The 18,199-nt window shown below is 66.9% G+C and carries 17 protein-coding genes; 11 read left to right on the top strand and 6 right to left on the bottom strand.

Annotation, left to right across the window (positions count from 1 at the left end; all coding sequences use genetic code 11):
- Positions 1 to 37: 37 nt before the first annotated feature.
- From QSK05_RS02095 to QSK05_RS02085, 3 genes are read left to right on the top strand one after another with little or no spacing between them, the layout of a single operon-like run.
- The gene (locus QSK05_RS02095) at positions 38 to 718 is read left to right on the top strand and encodes an alpha/beta fold hydrolase (protein WP_285593298.1); all 681 of its coding nucleotides are present in this window, start codon (positions 38 to 40) and stop codon (positions 716 to 718) included.
- 37 nt (positions 719 to 755) lie between these two features.
- Complete coding sequence (locus QSK05_RS02090) at positions 756 to 1,181, top strand: Fur family transcriptional regulator (protein WP_352299677.1); 426 nt, start codon at positions 756 to 758, stop codon at positions 1,179 to 1,181.
- Positions 1,178 to 1,654, top strand: coding sequence for a Dps family protein (locus tag QSK05_RS02085; RefSeq protein ID WP_285593294.1), 477 nt, complete (start codon positions 1,178 to 1,180; stop codon positions 1,652 to 1,654). The genes QSK05_RS02090 and QSK05_RS02085 overlap by 4 nt, the downstream gene beginning before the upstream one ends.
- On the opposite strand, the gene QSK05_RS02080 is transcribed toward QSK05_RS02085, so the two are convergent.
- Together QSK05_RS02080 and QSK05_RS02075 are read right to left on the bottom strand one after the other, a co-directional pair.
- A complete protein-coding gene (locus tag QSK05_RS02080) occupies positions 1,635 to 2,210 on the bottom strand; it encodes a mismatch-specific DNA-glycosylase (RefSeq protein ID WP_285593293.1) in 576 nt (191 codons plus the stop codon). The two genes, QSK05_RS02085 and QSK05_RS02080, sit on opposite strands and share 20 nt — an antisense overlap.
- 43 nt (positions 2,211 to 2,253) lie before the next feature.
- Positions 2,254 to 2,628 carry a DoxX family protein gene (locus QSK05_RS02075; protein WP_285593292.1) on the bottom strand — a complete coding sequence of 125 codons (375 nt, stop codon included), beginning with the start codon at positions 2,626 to 2,628 and terminating at the stop codon, positions 2,254 to 2,256.
- 96 nt (positions 2,629 to 2,724) lie between these two features.
- Between QSK05_RS02075 and QSK05_RS02070 the strand changes: the two genes are divergently transcribed.
- Together QSK05_RS02070 and QSK05_RS02065 are read left to right on the top strand one after the other, a co-directional pair.
- Positions 2,725 to 3,234 carry a MarR family winged helix-turn-helix transcriptional regulator gene (locus QSK05_RS02070; RefSeq protein WP_285593291.1) on the top strand — a complete coding sequence of 170 codons (510 nt, stop codon included), beginning with the start codon at positions 2,725 to 2,727 and terminating at the stop codon, positions 3,232 to 3,234.
- A gap of 98 nt (positions 3,235 to 3,332) precedes the next feature.
- Complete coding sequence (locus QSK05_RS02065; RefSeq protein ID WP_285593289.1) at positions 3,333 to 4,907, top strand: hypothetical protein; 1,575 nt, start codon at positions 3,333 to 3,335, stop codon at positions 4,905 to 4,907.
- Here QSK05_RS02065 and QSK05_RS02060 read toward each other — a convergent pair.
- On the bottom strand, positions 4,894 to 5,763 hold the full coding sequence (locus QSK05_RS02060) for a PP2C family protein-serine/threonine phosphatase (RefSeq protein WP_285593287.1): 870 nt from the start codon (positions 5,761 to 5,763) through the stop codon (positions 4,894 to 4,896). The two genes, QSK05_RS02065 and QSK05_RS02060, sit on opposite strands and share 14 nt — an antisense overlap.
- Before the next feature lie 449 nt (positions 5,764 to 6,212).
- On the opposite strand from QSK05_RS02060, the gene ilvD reads away from it, so the two are divergent.
- Positions 6,213 to 8,060 (top strand): dihydroxy-acid dehydratase, encoded by a 1,848-nt coding sequence (ilvD, locus tag QSK05_RS02055; RefSeq protein WP_285593286.1) that lies wholly within the window; start codon positions 6,213 to 6,215, stop codon positions 8,058 to 8,060.
- A 390-nt stretch (positions 8,061 to 8,450) separates the two neighbouring features.
- Here the strand turns inward: ilvD and QSK05_RS02050 are convergent, their stop codons facing one another.
- The gene (locus QSK05_RS02050; RefSeq protein WP_285593283.1) at positions 8,451 to 9,479 is read right to left on the bottom strand and encodes a LacI family DNA-binding transcriptional regulator; all 1,029 of its coding nucleotides are present in this window, start codon (positions 9,477 to 9,479) and stop codon (positions 8,451 to 8,453) included.
- A 242-nt stretch (positions 9,480 to 9,721) separates the two neighbouring features.
- Between QSK05_RS02050 and QSK05_RS02045 the strand changes: the two genes are divergently transcribed.
- The 5 genes from QSK05_RS02045 to QSK05_RS02025 all read left to right on the top strand — a co-directional run bounded on the left by QSK05_RS02045 (position 9,722) and on the right by QSK05_RS02025 (position 15,571).
- Positions 9,722 to 11,071, top strand: a complete 1,350-nt coding sequence (locus QSK05_RS02045) for an extracellular solute-binding protein (RefSeq protein WP_285593281.1) — start codon at positions 9,722 to 9,724, stop codon at positions 11,069 to 11,071.
- Positions 11,068 to 12,006 carry a carbohydrate ABC transporter permease gene (locus tag QSK05_RS02040; RefSeq protein ID WP_285593279.1) on the top strand — a complete coding sequence of 313 codons (939 nt, stop codon included), beginning with the start codon at positions 11,068 to 11,070 and terminating at the stop codon, positions 12,004 to 12,006. Before QSK05_RS02045 ends, QSK05_RS02040 begins: the two co-directional genes overlap by 4 nt.
- Positions 12,003 to 12,851, top strand: a complete 849-nt coding sequence (locus QSK05_RS02035; RefSeq protein ID WP_285593277.1) for a carbohydrate ABC transporter permease — start codon at positions 12,003 to 12,005, stop codon at positions 12,849 to 12,851. The genes QSK05_RS02040 and QSK05_RS02035 overlap by 4 nt, the downstream gene beginning before the upstream one ends.
- A 32-nt stretch (positions 12,852 to 12,883) precedes the next feature.
- A complete protein-coding gene (gene arfA, locus QSK05_RS02030) occupies positions 12,884 to 14,404 on the top strand; it encodes an arabinosylfuranosidase ArfA (protein WP_285593276.1) in 1,521 nt (506 codons plus the stop codon).
- A gap of 159 nt (positions 14,405 to 14,563) precedes the next feature.
- A complete protein-coding gene (locus tag QSK05_RS02025; protein WP_285593274.1) occupies positions 14,564 to 15,571 on the top strand; it encodes a TerC family protein in 1,008 nt (335 codons plus the stop codon).
- Positions 15,572 to 15,646: 75 nt separating this feature from the next.
- Here QSK05_RS02025 and QSK05_RS02020 read toward each other — a convergent pair whose 3' ends face one another.
- Both QSK05_RS02020 and QSK05_RS02015 read right to left on the bottom strand, forming a co-directional pair.
- Positions 15,647 to 17,107, bottom strand: a complete 1,461-nt coding sequence (locus tag QSK05_RS02020) for a hypothetical protein (protein WP_285593272.1) — start codon at positions 17,105 to 17,107, stop codon at positions 15,647 to 15,649.
- A gap of 103 nt (positions 17,108 to 17,210) precedes the next feature.
- Positions 17,211 to 18,110: a chitosanase gene (locus QSK05_RS02015; RefSeq protein WP_285593270.1), complete on the bottom strand. Its 900-nt coding sequence runs from the start codon at positions 18,108 to 18,110 to the stop codon at positions 17,211 to 17,213.
- Positions 18,111 to 18,199: the final 89 nt, after the last annotated feature.

Here is an 18,199-nt window from a genome sequence, read left to right as displayed (position 1 = left end):
CTCGCCCCGGATTCCGACCCGACCCTAAGATCTTCTTATGGCAACGGTTTTCACCACTTCCGGCGGCATCGACATCAGCTATACCAGTACCGGCTCCGGGCCGGTACTGGTGTTGCTGCATGGCATGGGCGAGGGCGGGGTGAGCTGGGAGCCTTTGCTCCCGGCCTTCGAGCAGGCCCATCGCGTGATCAATGTGACGCTGCGTGGCCACTCCCCGAGTGCCTGGCCCACCGAGTACAGCTATCGCGCCATGTTCGACGACGTCGCCGAACTGCTGGACTCGCTCGGCCTACACGGCAGCACCGTGCTCGGCCACTCACTGGGTGGCATGGTGGCGTTCCGGCTCGCGGTCGAGCGACCCGACCTGGTCGGCCGCCTGGTGGTGGAAGACGTGGCCCCGGGCCCGCCGTTCGCGCCGCGCGAGATACCCGACCGGCCCGAGGGCGACCTGCCGTTCGACTGGGAGATGCTTCTGCAGATGCGCCAGCAGATCACCGCCGGCGACCTCGAGCTGCGCGAGCGGCTGTCCTCGGTCACGGCGCCCACACTGATCATCGGCGGTGGCGAGACCAGTCACGTGTCCCAGGAGCTGCTCGCCGAAGCGGTGGCCCGCATCCCCGACGCGGAGCTGATCACCCTCGGGGGCGGCCACAGCGTGCACGACAGCCTTCCCACACAGTTCACCGAGACGGTACTGACCTGGCTGGGCGACCGATAGAGCTTCTTTTGACAGGTTCAAAACAAGGCGTACAGTGATGGTCATGACGGATCCGACAGTGCTCCTGCGGGGCGCAGGCCTTCGCAGCACCGCACCTCGCCGGGCCGTACTGGAGGCGCTGCTCACCCGCCCGCACGCCACGGTCACCGACCTGTCGCAGGCGGTGGAGGGGCAGCTCTCCAACCAGACCATCTACAACGCCCTGGATGATCTGGCAACGTCCGGTCTGGTCCGTCGGATCGAACCGGCCGGATCGCCCACCCGCTACGAGACGCGTGTGGGCGACAACCATCACCACCTGGTCTGCCGCTCGTGCGGCACGGTCGTCGATGTCGACTGCCACACCGGCGAGGCCCCCTGCCTCCGGCCGGCGTCGCACCCGGGCTTCGCGCACGTCGACGAGGCCGAGCTGATCTGGTGGGGAATGTGCACCGCATGCGAAGAAAAGAGGTCCGCACCATGACCGAGACGCTGAACACCCAGAACAGCGGTTTCCACGCCTCCCACTTCCTGGCCGACAACCTCCAGCGGGTCCTGGTCGACCTGGTGGCCCTGCACCTCTACGGCAAGCAGGCCCACTGGAACATCGTCGGTAAGAACTTCCGCGACCTACACCTCCAGCTCGACGAGCTGGTCGACGTGGCGCGCGAGCACAGCGACACGATCGCCGAGCGCCTGCGCGCCCTCGGCGTACTGCCCGATGCCGGGCCGAAAGCCGTTGCCGCGCAGTCCACACTGACCGACTTCGGCACCGGCGAGGTGAACACGGCCGACGCCGTCGACCGCATCACCGGGCTGATCGGCGAGGCCGCCGCCACGGTGCGCGCGGTGCACGACGACGTGGACTCCGAAGACCCGACCACGGCCGACCTCCTGCACGCGGTCCTGCACGACCTGGAGAAGCAGGCCTGGCTGATCAGGTCCGAGAACCGCTGATCCCGGCCGCCACACCCAGCCGGCGGAAGGCCTCGGCCAGTTCCGGCAGCTGGGTGTGCGCGTTCAGCCCGCTCGGGTTGGGCGCCACCCAGACATCGGCGTCGTGCAGTTTCTCCGGCTGCCGGCCGATCTTCGCCTTCGGTGCCGCGAAAGCCACGCGGTAGGCCGTAATCCCGAGGAAAGCAACCACCTTCGGCCGGGCCCGGGCCACCAGATCGTCCAGCCGCCGGGCCCCTTCGAGAAGCTCTTCCGGCCGTAGCTCGTCGGCCCGCGCCGTGGTGCGGTGAGCCATGTTCGAGATGCCGAGGCCGCGATCGATCAGGTGCTGCCGGTCGGCCTCCGCATACCCCGCCGAGGCGTCGATCAGCCGGTCGGTGAGGCCGGAACGGTACAGCGCCGGGTAGAACCGGTTGCCCCGGCGGGCGAAGTGGGCCTGCACGGCAGCGGTCCACAGCCCTGGATTGATGCCGACGAACAGCAGCTTCAGACCCGGGCCGAGCAGATCGGGAACCGTGGTGTCGCGGTACGACTCCAGCTGCTCACGCGAAAATGACACTCTGCCCGAATCCGCCGCCACACCTGCACTCTAGGACCTTGTTCTAGAAGCTGTTCGGGCCGAACCGCAGGACGGCGACGAACAGGGCCAGCAGCCCGAGCACCAAGGACGGCACCGCACCGGACGTCTCACCACGGCGCAGGTGCACGACCACGGCACCGGCCATGGTCAGGGCCAGCCCGGCGGCCGCGAGCGGCGTGAGCACCGGGGCGATGTCCAGCGCGGCGGGCAGGATCAGCCCGATCGCACCCAGCACCTCGACGGCGCCGATCAGCTTCACCTGGGTGTCGGTGAAGCTCTCCGCCCAGCCCATGCCGCCCTCGATGATCTGAGACCTCGACCGGGCCACCTTCATCGCGCCGGCCGCGGCGAATGCTGCGGCCAGCAGTCCCGCGATCACCCACAGAACTACGTTCATCACTGCACTCCTCGGTTAGCCAACTTGACTCTTCAAGTGAAGCTAGTGGGCAATGACTTGAAGGGTCAAGTCATGAAACTGGCCTAGGCTGAGTTCATGAGCGACCCCGCCCCCGAGCCCCGCTGGCTCGACGACGAAGAGCGGGCCGCCTGGCGCGCCATGGCCGGCATCGTCTTCGGGCTCCCGGCCGCCCTCGACACCCAGCTCCAGCGCGACGCCGGTATCACCCACTTCGAGTACACGGTGATGGCGGCCCTGTCCGAGACTCAGGGGCGCACCCTGCGCATGAGTTACCTGGCGATCCTGGCCAACGGCTCCCTGTCCCGGCTGTCGCACGTGGTGAAGCGGCTGGAACGGCAGGGCTGGGTCGAGCGGGCCCCCGACCCGACCGACGGCCGGTACACCACGGCCACGCTGACCGAGACGGGCTGGGAGAAGGTCGTGGCCACCGCGCCCGGGCACGTCGAGGCCGTGCGGCAGCTGGTGCTCGATCCGCTGTCGAAGAGCCAGGTACGGCAGATGCGCGAGATCGGCACGCGGATCTCCCACGGCCTGAGCCCGGAGGGATCGTGCGCCGCCTGGCCCTCACCCACCGACGACGCATGATCACGGAAGTGAAAGCGGCCGGTTTTCCTGGTCGCCGCACCGGGTCGCCGCACTAGTCTGACCGGGAACTGTCGGCATCCGACGAAAGGCCTGCATCCTTGGCGAAACGCGCGCCCCGGATGCTCGCGGCGATCGTCCTGCCCGCGCTGGTCGCCGGCCTGCTGGCGGCGCTGCGGCATCCTCGCGTTGTCTACACCTCGGATTCCACTGCGCAGCAGTCCATCGTGCGCACCTGGCTGGACGTGGGCCACGGCGTCACGCACCTGCCGGCCGACACCTGGCTGTTCAAGTTCCCGCTCTACCTGGTGATCGAGCAGCTCGCCCTCGACCCGACCACGAAACTGCTGATCGCGGTACTGGTGCTGACGGCCGCGACGTTCGCGCTGCTCGGCGCCGGGGCGATGCTGCTCGCGCCGCGGGCCCGCTGGTACGAACTGGCCGGGCCGCTGCTCTTCCTGGCTGCGATGAACGGCGGCATCGGCTCCAACCGCAACCTCTCGAACTACCGCAACATCGAGCTCGGCCTCTGCTTCCTGCTGCTGGCCCTGGCGGCCAGGTATCTGGACGGCCGCGGCTCCCTCCGGAAGCAGTGCCGTTGGGCCGGGCCGGTCACCCTGGGCCTGACCCTGTTCTGGTTCGACGACCCGTACTTCCAGGTGCTCATGGCCGCGCCGCTGATGGTGCTGGCCCTGGCCTGGTTCCTGCTGCGCACCCGGAACCCTCGCCTGCTCGCCCTGGCCGGCTGCCTGCTCGTCTCGTTCCTGCTGTTACCGCTGCTGCAGTGGGGCGTCGGGGTGTTCGGCCTGGAGATCGACCACACCCAGCAGCTCTCCCCCACCCTCGCATCGGTGTCGTCCGGCCTGCGTCAGTTCGCCTACGACACCGCCACCCAGGCCGGGGTCGAGCGCTGGCGCGGCGCCCCCGCCCTGCTGATCGCCGCCGACGTGCTCACCGTGCTGGTTCTCGCCCTGCTGGTGGCCGGGTCGGTGATCGGCGCGGTGTGGTTCTGGCGCTCCCGCGAGCTCGTCCCGTTCGCGGTCGCGGTGAACTGGCCGCTGGCCTTCCTCGGCACGCTCGTGCAGGAGGGGCATCCCAGCCGTTACCTGATCCTGGCGCCCTACGGTCTCGTCGTCACCGCGGTGATCCTGCTGCCCCGCCTGCGTGAGCGAGCGCCCGCCCGGGTGGGCCTCCCCCGCTCCCTGGTGGTCGTCCTCAGTGCTACTGCCCTGGTGACCACCGCCTGGGGCGCCGCCTCGGCGCTCGAGGTGAACCGGCGTCCTTCGAACGCCCTGATCGCCCAGAGCCAATTGATGGACGAGGTGGCCACCACCGGCGTCCTCAAGGGTTTCGCTCCCTACTGGTACGGCAACGTCACCAGTTACCTGACCGGGGGCGGACGCACCGTCTACGAGCTGAAGTGCACGCACGGCGAGATGAAGACCCGCTCGTGGGTGAGCGACACGGCGCGGCTGACCCGGCCCGCGCAGCGCTCGTTCCTGATCTGGGTGCCGGACTACTACGAGCCGCACGGCTGTACGGAAGCCGCCTGGAACGCCGTTCTCGGCGAACCCGCCCAGGTGAGCACTCTGGACGACGGCGTGCAGGTGCGGGTGTACGACTACGACATCGGCCAGCTCTGGGAGTCCGTACCCGACGGGCTCAGGCGCTCTTGAGCATTCCTGAGTTTCCGGCCGGGGTTCCGGAGCTCTTGACCTCCGCCACCTTCTGCTCGGCCGCCTCGATGGCCCCCTCGCCCAGTTCCTGGGCCGACCCGACGAACTCGCCGTCCACGGTGGGGGTGGAGTCCTCGTCCACCACGTCACCGATCACGCAGGTGACGTTGTCAGGGGCGCCGGCCTTGAGCGCGAGCGCGATCAGCCGGTCGATGGCCTTGCCCGCGTGCTTGGTACTCGCCAGCGTCTTCTGGATGGCCTCACCGGCCACGTAGTCGCTGAGCCCGTCGCTGCACAGCAGGTAGCGGTCGCCGGGCACGGCCTCGTGCAGGGAGACCTCGGCCGTACCGCCGTCGTCACCGCCGCGCAGCACCCGCAGCAGCACGCTGCGCTGGGGGTGCTGGGGGATCAGCTTGGGGTCGAGCCAGCCCTTGTCGGCGAGCATCTGCACGTAGGTGTCGTCGTGCGTCAGCTGGATCATCTCCCGGTTGCGCAGGACGTAGGCCCGGGAGTCGCCGATGTTGGTCAGGGCGATCGTGTCGTGGTGGATGAGCATCGCGGTGAGCGTGGTGCCCATCCCGCCCAGAGCCGCGTTGTTCTCGATGGCCCGGGCGAGGCGCTGGTCGGCGAACTCGACCGCGCCCACGATGTCGCGCTCCGGCCCGAACAACGAGAGGTGGTCGTCGAGATAGGCGACGGTACGGGCCACGATGGCGCTGGCGACCTCGCCGAAGTCGTGGCCGCCCATGCCGTCGGCCACGAGGAACAGTCGTCGGCCGATGAAGCCGGAGTCCTCGTTGTTCGTACGCCGCAACCCGGGATGCGTCTTGACGCACGCACGAATTCGCAGCGTCATGACGCCTCCGCTCACTCTGCGATCTTGCCGGTGAAGATTACTGTTCAACTGCAGCTGGGGCTAGGGTCCAGATACAACCCAAACGGTAGGTAACGCCACAAGCCACGGTGCCGTTCTTGACGTATTCCCTCACGATCTTCCGCAGATGACACGTTTTTCTGCACATTTCTTAGCAGAGGGCGACCCTCGCGGCACGTCGCGCCGCGTCGCCCGGACCCTTGGAGATGCTGTGAAGTCGAGAAGACGGACCGATCGTTCTGGCCCGAGGAATACCTCGGCGTAACCCGAGTTACCATCGATGTGTCGCCAGAAGCGACCGTCCTCCAGCACCGGGCGCTGACGCACGTGGCCGACCCGGGCCTCACCGTGCGTCCATCGACATCTGGTCGCTGCTACGGCCCTGCCCCGGGACCGCGCGACCGTAGACGCATGAGAGAAGACTTTCACCCATGACACAGCTCCGGTCGGCCACCTCGACCAGCGGTCGCAACATGGCGGGAGCGCGGGCGCTCTGGCGTGCGACCGGTATGACCGACAACGACTTCGGCAAGCCGATCGTGGCCATCGCCAACTCGTTCACCGAGTTCGTGCCCGGCCACGTGCACCTTCGTAACGTGGGCCAGATCGTCGCGGAGTCGATCCAGGAGGCCGGGGCGGTCTCCAAGGAGTTCAACACCATCGCCGTGGACGACGGCATCGCGATGGGCCACGGCGGCATGCTCTACTCACTGCCCAGCCGTGAGCTGATCGCCGACGCGGTCGAGTACATGGTCAACGCGCACTGCGCCGACGCCCTGGTCTGCATCTCCAACTGCGACAAGATCACTCCGGGCATGCTGCTTGCGGCCCTGCGCCTCAACATCCCCACCGTGTTCGTCTCCGGTGGCCCGATGGAGGCCGGCAAGACCACGGCCATCGAGGGCATCGTGCACTCCAAGCTCGACCTGGTCGACGCCATGGTCGCGGCCGCCGACCCGAACATCAGCGACGACCAGCTCGACGTGATCGAGCGCTCGGCCTGCCCCACCTGCGGTTCCTGCTCGGGCATGTTCACTGCCAACTCGATGAACTGCCTGACCGAGGCGATGGGCCTGTCGCTGCCCGGCAACGGTTCCACGCTGGCCACCCACGAGGCCCGGCGCCAGCTGTTCAAGGACGCCGGCACCGTGGTCGTCGACCTGGCCAACCGCTACTACGGCAAGGACGACGAGTCCGTGCTGCCGCGCAACGTGGCCAGCCGCTCGTCCTTCGAGAACGCCGTGGCCCTGGACGTGGCGATGGGCGGTTCGACCAACACGGTGCTGCACCTGCTGGCCGCCGCCCGCGAGGCCGAGATGGACTTCACCGTCTCCGACATCGACGCGATCTCCCGCAAGGTGCCCTGCCTGTCCAAGGTCGCGCCGAACTCGCCGAAGTTCCACATGGAAGACGTGCACCGGGCCGGCGGCATCCCCGCCATCCTCGGTGAGCTGAACCGTGGCGGACTGCTGCACACCGACGTGAAGCCGGTGCACAGCGCGGACATGAAGACCTGGCTCGACGAGTGGGACATCCGCGGTGGCTCGCCCTCACCGAGGGCTCTGGAGCTGTTCAAGGCCGCGCCCGGTGGCGTGCGCACGGTCGAGCCGTTCTCCACCCAGAACGAGTGGAGCTCGCTCGACACCGACGCGACCGAGGGCTGCATCCGCGACATCGAGCACGCCTACACGGTCGACGGTGGCCTGGCCATCCTCTTCGGCAACCTGGCTCCCGACGGTTGCGTGGTCAAGACCGCCGGGGTGCCCGAGGCGGTCTGGAAGTTCACCGGCAGGGCCATCGTCTTCGAGAGCCAGGAAGCGGCCGTCGACGGCATCCTCGGCAAGAAGGTCGTCGAGGGCGACGTCGTCGTCATCCGCTACGAGGGCCCCAAGGGCGGCCCGGGCATGCAGGAGATGCTCTACCCCACGTCGTTCCTGAAAGGCCGCGGCCTGGGCCAGAAATGCGCCCTCATCACCGACGGCCGCTTTTCCGGTGGCACGAGTGGCCTTTCCATCGGCCACATCTCGCCCGAGGCGGCCGGTGGCGGCCTGATCGCCCTGGTCGAAGACGGCGACCCGATCTCCATCGACATCCCGAACCGCCAGATCTCGCTGGACGTCGACGAACTCGTGCTCGACCAGCGCCGTACGGCCCAGGAGAAGCGCGACAAGCCCTACTCCCCGACCGACCGCCGGCGCCCGGTCTCGGCCGCTCTGCGCGCCTACGCCTCCATGGCCACCGCAGCCTCGGACGGTGCGTACCGGCGGGTGCCGGAGTAGGAACGACCGATAAAGCCTACGGAAGTGGTCTGCCACCTGGTGGCAGACCACTTCCGTGCTTTGGACCGGCGCCGAATTCAAGACTGTCGGACCCTGCACGCATACTTACACCATCGGACAAAACGGCCGCCTTGGGGCAGACGCGGACTTTGGGGTGAAAGTTGAGGTTATCCCTTCCACCTGGGCCGACCGTGAGGGCTCACCGTCCGACAGCGATTCCAGCCACGATGCCTCCGGGTTGTCCGGGAGCCACAGCTGCCAGTTCTCCGGGGGCGGGGGCCAGGACGGGTCGGGCCGCCAGCCGACCGGGGGTGCCCAGTCGGTCGGCGGGGCGGTCCAGTTCGGGAGTGGGCTGTAGCGCCTCGTCCACAGATTGCCGCCATCGTGACTTTACTGATCAATGTGACCCCCCGTGGTGCTCTCTCTCGCCACCAACCGGTATCCCGCCTTCAGATCGACGCCGGGCACCGGTTCTTTGCTGCCGATCCGGATCACCAGTCGCTCCACCGCCAGCCGGGCGATCTCGCGTTTGTCCGGGGAGATGGTGCTGATCGTGGGCCGGTTGTAGCGGCCGTCTTCGATGTCGTCGTACCCGATCACCGCGATGTCTTCCGGCACCCGAAACCCGCGCGCGAGAGCGGTGTGGATCGCCCCCGACGCCACCAGATCGCTGTAACAGAACACCGCATCCGGCGGGTTATCCAGCATCAGAAGGGCTTTCATGGCATCGGCGCCGTCCACCCGGTTGAAGCGCGGGGTCCCGACGATCAGCGATTCGTCGACCTCCAGACCGGCCTCGGCGTGAGCGGCCCGAAAACCCGCCGTGCGCCGCTGCGCCGCCTCGCCCGTCGGGTAGGGCTGGTCGCCGATCGCGGCGATGCGACGACGCCCCAGTGAGATCAGGTGCCGCACCGCCTCGGTCGAGGCCGCCACGTCGTCGATGCCGACATGGTCGAAATTGGCCGCAGACGTGCGTTCTCCGATCACGACCAGGGGAAGTGCCGGGTCACGATTCGAAAGGTCTTGCTGGGAAAGACCCAATGGGCTGTAGATCATGCCGTCGAACAGGCTGCGGTGCGAATGCGTTCCGATCAGCTGACCTTCGTGCTCGCGGTCACCGTCGGACTGGTCGATGAGCACGTTGTAGCCGGCCTGCCGGGCCGCCGGGATGATGGCCTGCAACAGCTCGGCGAAGTACGGCGTGTCGATGTAGGGCACCACGACGACGATCTGACCCGACCGGCCGGTGGCCAGGTGCCGGGCCAGCACGTTGGGCCGGTAGCCGAGCTGGGCGATGGCCTGCTCCACCTTCAGCCGGGTCGACTCGGTGACGCGGGCGTAGCCGTTGACCACGTTCGACACCGTGCGCGGGGACACCCCGGCCACATCGGCTACGTCACGCAGTGTTGCCTCTTTCATGGGCACCCTCTCACCTAGGCGGGGCCCACGCACCCGCACCGCCCATCGTATTTCCGTCAGATCAACCCTTGTCACCCCGATATGGCGCGGGCATACTCCTTTGCAGCGCTGCAATGGGACTTGGACCACATAAGACACACGCAGCCCGGAAGCCCTCACCGGCCCGGGCCAACTGCCCCATGCGTGACTTTACGTAGTCCCAGGCGGCACCACCCCATGTCATGACCAAAGGAGGCATCGACATGCGCTTCGGCAAACCATCAGTCATCGTCACCGGCCTGATCGCCACGATCGGCCTGACCGCGTGCGGAGGTGGAAGTGACGGCGGTTCGTCCGCCTCGTCCACCAAGTGCACCAACAAGATCGTTCACGCCGACGCCAAGCAGGTCTCGGTCTGGGCCTGGTACCCGAACATGGCCAGGGTCGTGGACAACTTCAACAACCAGCACACCGACGTGCAGGTGTGCTGGTCGAACGCGGGTCAGGGCCAACCCCAGTACGACAAGTTCCAGACCGCGATCGCGGCCAAGAAGGGCGCGCCGGACGTGATCATGCTCGAGGCCGAGCAGCTCACCGGCTTCGAGATCCAGGACGCTCTGGTGGATCTTGCACCGCTCGGCGCCGACAAGGTGAAGGGCAACTTCAGCGAGGGCGCCTGGAAGGACGTGTCGCAGGGCGGCGCGGTCTATGCGATCCCGATCGACGGCGGCCCGATGGCCATGATCTATCGCAAGGACATCTTCGACAAGTACGACATCGAGCCGCCCAAGACCTGGGCGGAGTACGCCGAGGCGGCCCAGAAACTGAAGGACGCGGGTGGTCCGGCCTTCGGGGACATCGGCAGCAACGTGCAGGCGCTGGTCACCGCACTGATGATCCAGAAGGGCGCACAGCCCTTCCAGTACGACCTCACCGACAAGCTGAACATCGGCATCAAGCTGGACGACCAGGCGACCAAGGACGTCCTCAATTACTGGGGTGACCTGGTGAAGAAAGGCCTGGTCGGCAAGGAGGACCAGTTCACCACCGACTACATCTCCGGTGTGGTCGGTGGCAAGTACGCCACCTATGTCTCGGCCGCCTGGGCGCCCGGTTACCTGACGGGCCAGGGCGTGGGCGAGGGTGAGGACGCCGGCCAGTTCGCGGTCGCGGAACTGCCGCAGTGGGACGAGAGCAACCCGGTCTCGGTGAACTGGGGCGGCTCGACCTTCGCGGTCACCTCGCAGGCCAAGGACAAGGCCGCCGCGGCCGAGGTGGCGATGGGGCTCTACGCCGACGACGACTCGCTGGAAGACGGCTGGAAGACCCAGACCATCTTCCCGCTGAACCAGAACGTGCTGAAGTCGGACGAGTTCGTCAACGCCAAGGTGGAATTCTTCGGCGGCCAGACCGCGAACAAGGACATCTACGTCCCGGCCGAGAACGCCTACGCCGGCGCCACGTACAGCCCCTTCACGGTCTACTACTACGCTCAGCTACAGGCCCAGCTGGTGAAGCTCTTCGCCGGCGAGACCACCGGTGACCAGGCGGCGGCCGATCTGCAGAAGCAGCTCGTGGAGTACGCCAAGAGCCAAGGTTTCACCGTGCGATGACCGTCATCACCGCGAAAGGCTCCCCGGCTACCCGGGTGCCCACATCGTCCAAACGTAGACGCTTTCGCCGGGACCAGATCGGCTGGCTGTTCGTCCTGCCCTTCCTGGTGGTCTTCCTGACCTTCCTGGTGGCGCCTCTGCTCTACGCCGGATACCTGAGCCTTTACACCAAGGGCCTGGCCACCGGCACCACCTTCGCCGGGTTCGACAACTACACCCGGGCGTTCAGTGACCCGGCGTTCCGCAAGGGCCTCTGGCTGGTGGTCCGGTTCAGCCTGGTGGTGATCCCGCTGCAGATCGGGGTGGCGCTGGTCGCCGCCCTGCTGCTGGACGAGATCACCGGTCGGCTGGCCAGTTTCAGCCGGCTGATGATCTTCCTGCCGTACGCCGTGCCGGCTGTGATCGGAGCCCTGATGTGGGGCTTCCTCTACAGCCCGAGCTTCGGCCCGATGGAGCAGATCGCCTCGTTGTTCAACGTGCAGGCACCGTTCCTGCTCAGTCAGGGCAACATCTTCTACGGTCTGCTGAACATCGTCACCTGGCAGTGGTCCGGCTACTACATGATCATCATCTACGCGGCCCTGAAGAGCATCGACTCCTCGCTCTACGAGGCGGCGCGGCTCGACGGCGCCAACGCCCGGCAGATCGCCCTGCGGATCAAGGTTCCGCTGGTCACGTCGGCACTCGTGCTGATCCTGATCTTCTCGCTGATCGGCACCCTGCAGTTCTTCACCGAACCGCAGATCGTCAGCCCGATCGCGAACGGCTCGGTGACACCGGAGTTCACGCCGAACATCTACGCGTTCAACCTGGCCTTCCGGTACGCGCAGTTCAACTACGCCTCGGCCATCTCGTTCTCGCTCGGGTTCGTGGTGTTCCTGGCGGTGGCGATCTTCACCTTCGCCACCCGTAAGCGAGGAGGGCTGTTCACATGAGCAAGCCTCGTCACGTCGGTGCGAAACTCATTCTGCTGGCCCTGGTCTGCTACTTCCTGCTGCCGGTCTGGTGGCTGCTGGTGGCCAGCACGAAGAACGCGCAGGGTCTGTTCTCCGGATCCGGTGCGCTCTGGTTCGACGGGTTCCACCTGTTCGGCAACCTGGGCGACCTGTTCACCTACAACAACGGCGAATACCTGCGCTGGCTGTGGAACTCGGTGCTCTACGCCGGGGTCGGCGGGATCGGGTGCACGATCGTCTCGGTACTCGCCGGCTACGGCTTCGCGATGTACCGGTTCACCGGACGCAACCTGGTTTTCGCGGCGGTGCTCGGGTCGGTCATGGTTCCGCTCACCGCCCTGGTGATCCCGACGTTCGTGATGATGTCGAACGCCGGGCTCACCGACACCATCTGGGCGGTGATCCTGCCGTCGCTGCTCAGCCCGTTCGCGGTGTACCTGATGCGGGTCTACACGGCCGGGTCGATCCCCGAGGAACTGGTCGACGCCGCGCGTATCGACGGGGCCGGTGAGCTGCGGATCTTCCTGCAGGTCGCGCTGCCCCTGATGCGCCCGGGGGTGGTCACCGTGATGCTGCTGAGCGTCGTCGCCACCTGGAACAACTATTTCCTGCCCCTGACCATGCTCTCCAGCTCCAAGCTGTACCCGCTGACCGTCGGCATCGGCCTGTGGGAACAACTGGCCGCCTCCAACAACGGTGGCGGGCAGTCACTCTGGAACCTCATCATCGTCGGTTCACTGGTCTCGGTCCTCCCGCTCGTGCTCGCCTTCCTGACCCTGCAGCGTTACTGGCAGGGCGGCCTGACGGTGGGAAGCCTCAAGTGACCCTGACTCGGCTACACAACGGGAGAAAACCTGTGCTCTCCGCCTCGTTCCGGCTCGATCCGGCCTTCACTGTCGCTCCCGTCTCCCGTCGCACGTTCGGCTCGTTCGTCGAGCACATGGGCCGCTGCGTCTACACCGGCATCTACGAGCCGGGCCATCCGACGGCAGACGGTGACGGCTTCCGGGAAGACGTGCTGGCCCTCACCCGTGAACTCGGGGTCTCCCTGGTGCGTTATCCCGGAGGCAATTTCGTCTCCGGTTACCGCTGGGAAGACGGCATCGGCCCGGTCTCGGAGCGCCCGGTCCGAAGAGATCTCGCCTGGCACAGCCTGGAGACGAACGAGGTCGGCATCGACGAGTTCGTGAAGTGGGCGGACAAGGCCGGGGTGGAGGTGATGTACGCGCTGAACCTGGGCACCCGGGGTGTGCAGGAGGCTCTCGACGCACACGAGTACATCAACCAGCCCGACCGCACCCACCTCGCCGAGCTGCGGCGGGCCAACGGCAGCGAGAAGCCGTACGGGATCCGGATGTTCTGCCTGGGCAACGAACTCGACGGTCCCTGGCAGACCGGGCACAAGACCGCGGCGGAGTACGGCCGGCTCGCGGCCGAGACCGCCCGGGCCCTGCGCTCGGCCGACGCGGACCTCGAGCTGGTCGCTGTGGGCAGTTCCAGTTCGTCCATGCCGACGTTCGCGGCCTGGGAGGCGGAGGTGCTGGAGCACACCTACGACGCCGTCGACTACATCTCGGCCCACGCGTACTACGAGCCGCTCAACGGGGATGTCGCGAGTTTCCTGGCCTCGGCCGTCGACATGGACCACTTCGTCGACAGCGTGGTCGCCACCGCGGACAGCGTGGGCGCCAAGCTGAAGAGCAAGAAGCGGATCATGGTGTCGTTCGATGAGTGGAACGTCTGGCGCCAAAGCGATTTCGAGGCAAGCCTGGGCAATCTGTCGTCGGAGTGGCGGATCGCCCCGCGGGTGATCGAAGACCGGTACGACGTCACCGACGCCGTGGTGGTGGGTAACCTGCTCATCTCCCTGCTCCGGCACAGCGATCGGGTCACGGCGGCCTGCCAGGCACAACTGGTCAACGTGATCGCGCCGATCCGCAGTGAACCGGACGGTCCGGCCTGGCGGCAGACGATCTTCCATCCGTTCGCGATCACCTCCCGACTGGCCCGGGGCAAGGTGCTGCGGGTGGAGCCGCACGGGCCGGTGTACGAGACAGCCCGGTTCGGTGAGGTGCCGGTGATCGACGCGGTGGCCACCCATGACGAGGAGGCCGGTGAGATCAGTGTGTTCGTGGTGAACCGGTCTCAGGACGAGGCGGTCACCCTGTCGGTGCCACTGGGGAGTTTCGAGCAGGGGACGTTCACGGTCGCCGAGGCGTGGACGCTCACCGACGATGATCTGTCTGCCTCCAACACGGCGGACGATCCGGATCGGGTGGTGCCGGTGGCGGCCGAGGGAGTGGTGGTGGAAGACGGTGAGCTCCGGCTGGCCCTCCCCGCGGTCTCCTGGAGCGCGATCCGGGTCACCCTGCAATAGTTTTTCCGAGCAACCATCTTTCGGTTCGCGGTGTGACGGTGTGACCTGGGACGCCCCTGCGTGCTTCCCCGGAACCACCTGTGTACGGACAGCGTTGGGCCTTGCAGTTGCCCCATCCCTGCCCTGACCACACCGCGAACCGGAAGGCCCCTCGTCTCTATGGACGTCTCTACCTCGACCTGGCTCATCACCTCGGTGGTCCTCGTCGCCGTACTCGCCCTGGACGTGTTCGTCATCGGGCGGAACGTGCACGAACCGTCCATGAAAGAGGCCGGGGCCTTCGTGGCCACGTTCGTCGCCCTGGCGATCGTCTTCGGTCTGGGCGTCTGGGCCACCGCCGGCTCGCGCTACGCCGGCGAGTTCTTCGCCGGCTGGCTGACCGAGTACAGCCTGTCGATCGACAACCTGTTCATCTTCCTGATCATCATGGGCAAGCTCGCGGTGCCGCGGCACCTCCAGCAGTACGCCCTGACGATCGGCATCATCCTCGCCCTGATCTTCCGGGCGATCTTCATCGCCGTGGGTGCGGCCGCGATCAGCCGCTTCTCCTGGGTCTTCTTCATCTTCGGCGCATTCCTCATCTACACCGCGATCAACCTGGTGAAGGAGTACCGCAAGCACGACGAAGACGAGGAACCGGTCGACAACGCGCTCATGCGCCTGGTCAAGCGCCGTCTTCCCTCGGTGAACGAGTTCCACGGCCGTTCGCTGACCGTCTCGCAGGCCGGCAAGCGGATGATCACCCCGATGTTCTTCGTGATCGTCGCGCTGGGCAGCACCGACCTGCTCTTCGCCCTCGACTCGATCCCCGCCATCTACGGCCTCACCGAAGAGCCGTACCTGGTCTTCACCGCGAACGTGTTCGCGCTGATGGGCCTGCGCCAGCTGTACTTCCTCATCGGTGGCCTGCTGCAGAAGCTCATCTACCTGTCGCTCGGCCTCTCGGTGATCCTGGCCTTCATCGGCGTGAAGCTCGTGCTGCACGCGATGCACACCTACCACTGGGCCGACTGGGCCCCCTTCGACGGCGAGATCCCGATCTGGCTCTCCCTCACCGTCATCATCGGCACCCTGGTCATCACCACCGTGGCCAGCCTGATCGTGTCGAGCCGCCGGGCCGACCCCGACCAGGACGCCGTCTCCGGGGCGGACCGCCGGGCCGTGTAAGCCCTTCAGCAAACCGAAAGCGCTCTCCCAGCCGCGGGCGGACGGCTGGGAGAGCGCTTTTTGGTGTCCGAACGATCAGGAGATCGGCATGACCCGAGCGATCTTGATGTAGTTCGTGGTGGCGCCGGCAGCCGCGTAGGCCGCGCTGCCGTCCTTGAACTCCTTGAAGGACATGTAGTCGTGGTCCTTCACGTTGATCGTCAGCGTCGAGCCGATGGTGGCACCGGTCGAGCGGCTGAGCACCTTGGCCTTGGTCTTGGTGCCGGAACCCCAGGTCAGCAGCATCTTGCTCTTGCTGTACCGCACCAGGTGCGGGTGCTGGGTCGCGACGCCGGGTTTCACCGTCTTGTTGGCCGCGCCGGTGGTGAAGCGGGAGATCTTGACCGCGTTGCCCTGGCTCCAGGCCGTCCAGTAACCCGTGCCGGCCAGCACCAGGTCGCCACCGAACAGCGTGCCGTCACACTTGCTCGCCGCGACCGTTCGATACGGATTCGGTTGGGCGATGCGGCAGTCGTTGTCCGTGGCACAGACCATCACGAACTTCTTCTTCGTCGGGTCGTAGATGATCCGCGAGGTCCACGCATGACTGCAACCGACGTCCACACTCTTGCTCTTGACGATATTGCCGGCGTTGTTGACCACCTGCATGCGGTCACCCTCGTGGACGTCGACGCAGTTGCCGTTCTTCACGGTGATCGCGGTGCCGAAGTAGGCGGCGTAGTTCGTGCCGTCGTAGGCCAGCCGGCCGTGGTGCTGGTACCACCAGGCGAAGCGGGCGCCGCTGGTGTAGCCCTTGCGAGCGCTGGTCAGGTTCGTGACCTGCTGGTCCCAGACCTGCTTGCCGCTGGTGTTGAACCGGATCATGTGGATGGTGTTGCAGGGGCTGGACGCGCCGCCGCAGAGCGGGCCGGTGCCGCAGCTGCCCTTCTTGGTGATCAGCAGCACGCCACCCTTGGCGTCGGCCGAGACGTCTTGCAGGTCGATGCCCGCGAAGCTGGTGGCCTTGCCGATGAGCTTGTCGGCGCAGCTGAGCTGCTGCAGGTAGACCCGGTCGTTCGTGCTGACCCAGGCCAGCCAGGAGCGGCCGTTGGGCGCCGAGGCGATGGCCATCGGCAGCACCTCGGTGTCACCCTCGCCGCCGTAACCCTTCACCTTGTTCGGCAGCTTGATGTTGCTGATCCGGGTCTTCGCGGTCTTCGACGCCGTGCGCGTGCACGTGGTCGCCGCGGTGGTCACGGTCGTCTCGTTCGTCTCGGTCGTCTCGGCGGAGGACGACGTGGTCGCCTTGGCCGCGGTGGTGGTCGCGGCGGTGGTAGTCGTCTTCTCGGCTGCCGCCTCAGCGGTGGTGGACGTGCTCGTCGTGCTCTTCGCGGCGGTCTCGGTCGTGGTGGCCGCAGCGGTCGGCTGTTCGGCATTCGCCGACTGGAGCGCGACGGTGGTGCCGGCAATGGCCAGAACCACCGCGCTGAGACTCAGGACCGCGAGGCGCCAGGAGGGAACCCTCCGGCCACCGCCCGGGGTGGAGGTTTTCTGCATGGCGGCATGATCTTGGACCGTGCCTTAAGCCCAACTGGGGCCCCACCTAAATTCGGGCATACGTCCGAATCCAGGTGGGGGCAACCCGTGGTGGGACAGTGACTCAGAGAATCTCGTACGTGGGGTCGCCCTCGTACACCGTCCACCGCAACGGCGGATCGAGGTCCAGGTTGCCCTCGATCAGAAACTTGCGCTGCATGGTGTCGACGCGGCCGGTTTCGGAGTGCGCCTCCTCCGTCTGCATCGCCGCCTTACGGGCATCGAGAAACGCATTTAGATAAGCGGTTTCGTCGCCACCGGCGGCGGGGGTCCTGGCCTTCTCCAGGGCGGTGGCCCGGATGCCGCCGAAGCTCACCGCATCGTCGCCCGGGCCGTGCATGACCATGGCGTCGTAGTAGGCGAACTGACCCAGTGCCCGCAGGCCGTCCTTCGTGGCCTGTGCCACGGCCGGGTCGAAGTAGACCCGGTCCCGCTCACTGTTCTGGGCCTCCTGGAAGGCCACGACCTGGGCCTCCGCCGTCCAGGCGGTGACGAAGCCACTACCGAGACCGGTGTGCGAGTCGGTACCGTCCACCGCGCGCAGCGCCGGCAGGTACTTCGCCAGGCCGTTGACCGGGTGATCGGCGGTGTACTGCTCGACCAGTTCGAGCATGTCGTGCGTGCCCGAGGTGAACCCGATGATGCCGCCGGTGTAGCCGCGGCCGTCGTCGATGTCCTCGATGTACCCGTACTGCGCCTTCCAGTCCAGCGAGGAGTTCTCGGCGCTGGAGACCAGCTGCATCGCGATCTCCTTCTTCGCCGCCGAGTCCAGGTCCTGGGCCGCTTGAGTTGTCGCTGTGGCTGTGGCCGTGGCTGTGGCACTGGCCGTTGGCCGGGGACGGTGCTTGGCCGCGGGCGTCGCCTGGGCGGGTGACACCACGGCGGTCGTGATGCCGGCGGCGAGCGCCGTCGCGGCGACACCACCGACCAGCAGGACTCCGGCCTTTGCTCTCAGGGTGAGCATGCTTGGCCCTTCTCTTCGGATGGGTCTGACGGGCCAGCACGCTAGGGGCGGCCGTCTTAAGCGCAACTGGAATTCGGGTCAAGCCCGGC

The organism is Kineosporia sp. NBRC 101731, assembly GCF_030269305.1.
Classification (GTDB): Bacteria; Actinomycetota; Actinomycetes; order Actinomycetales; family Kineosporiaceae; genus Kineosporia.
Note: the sequence above shows the minus strand (reverse complement) of the source record. Positions and strands in the feature narration are given on the sequence as shown.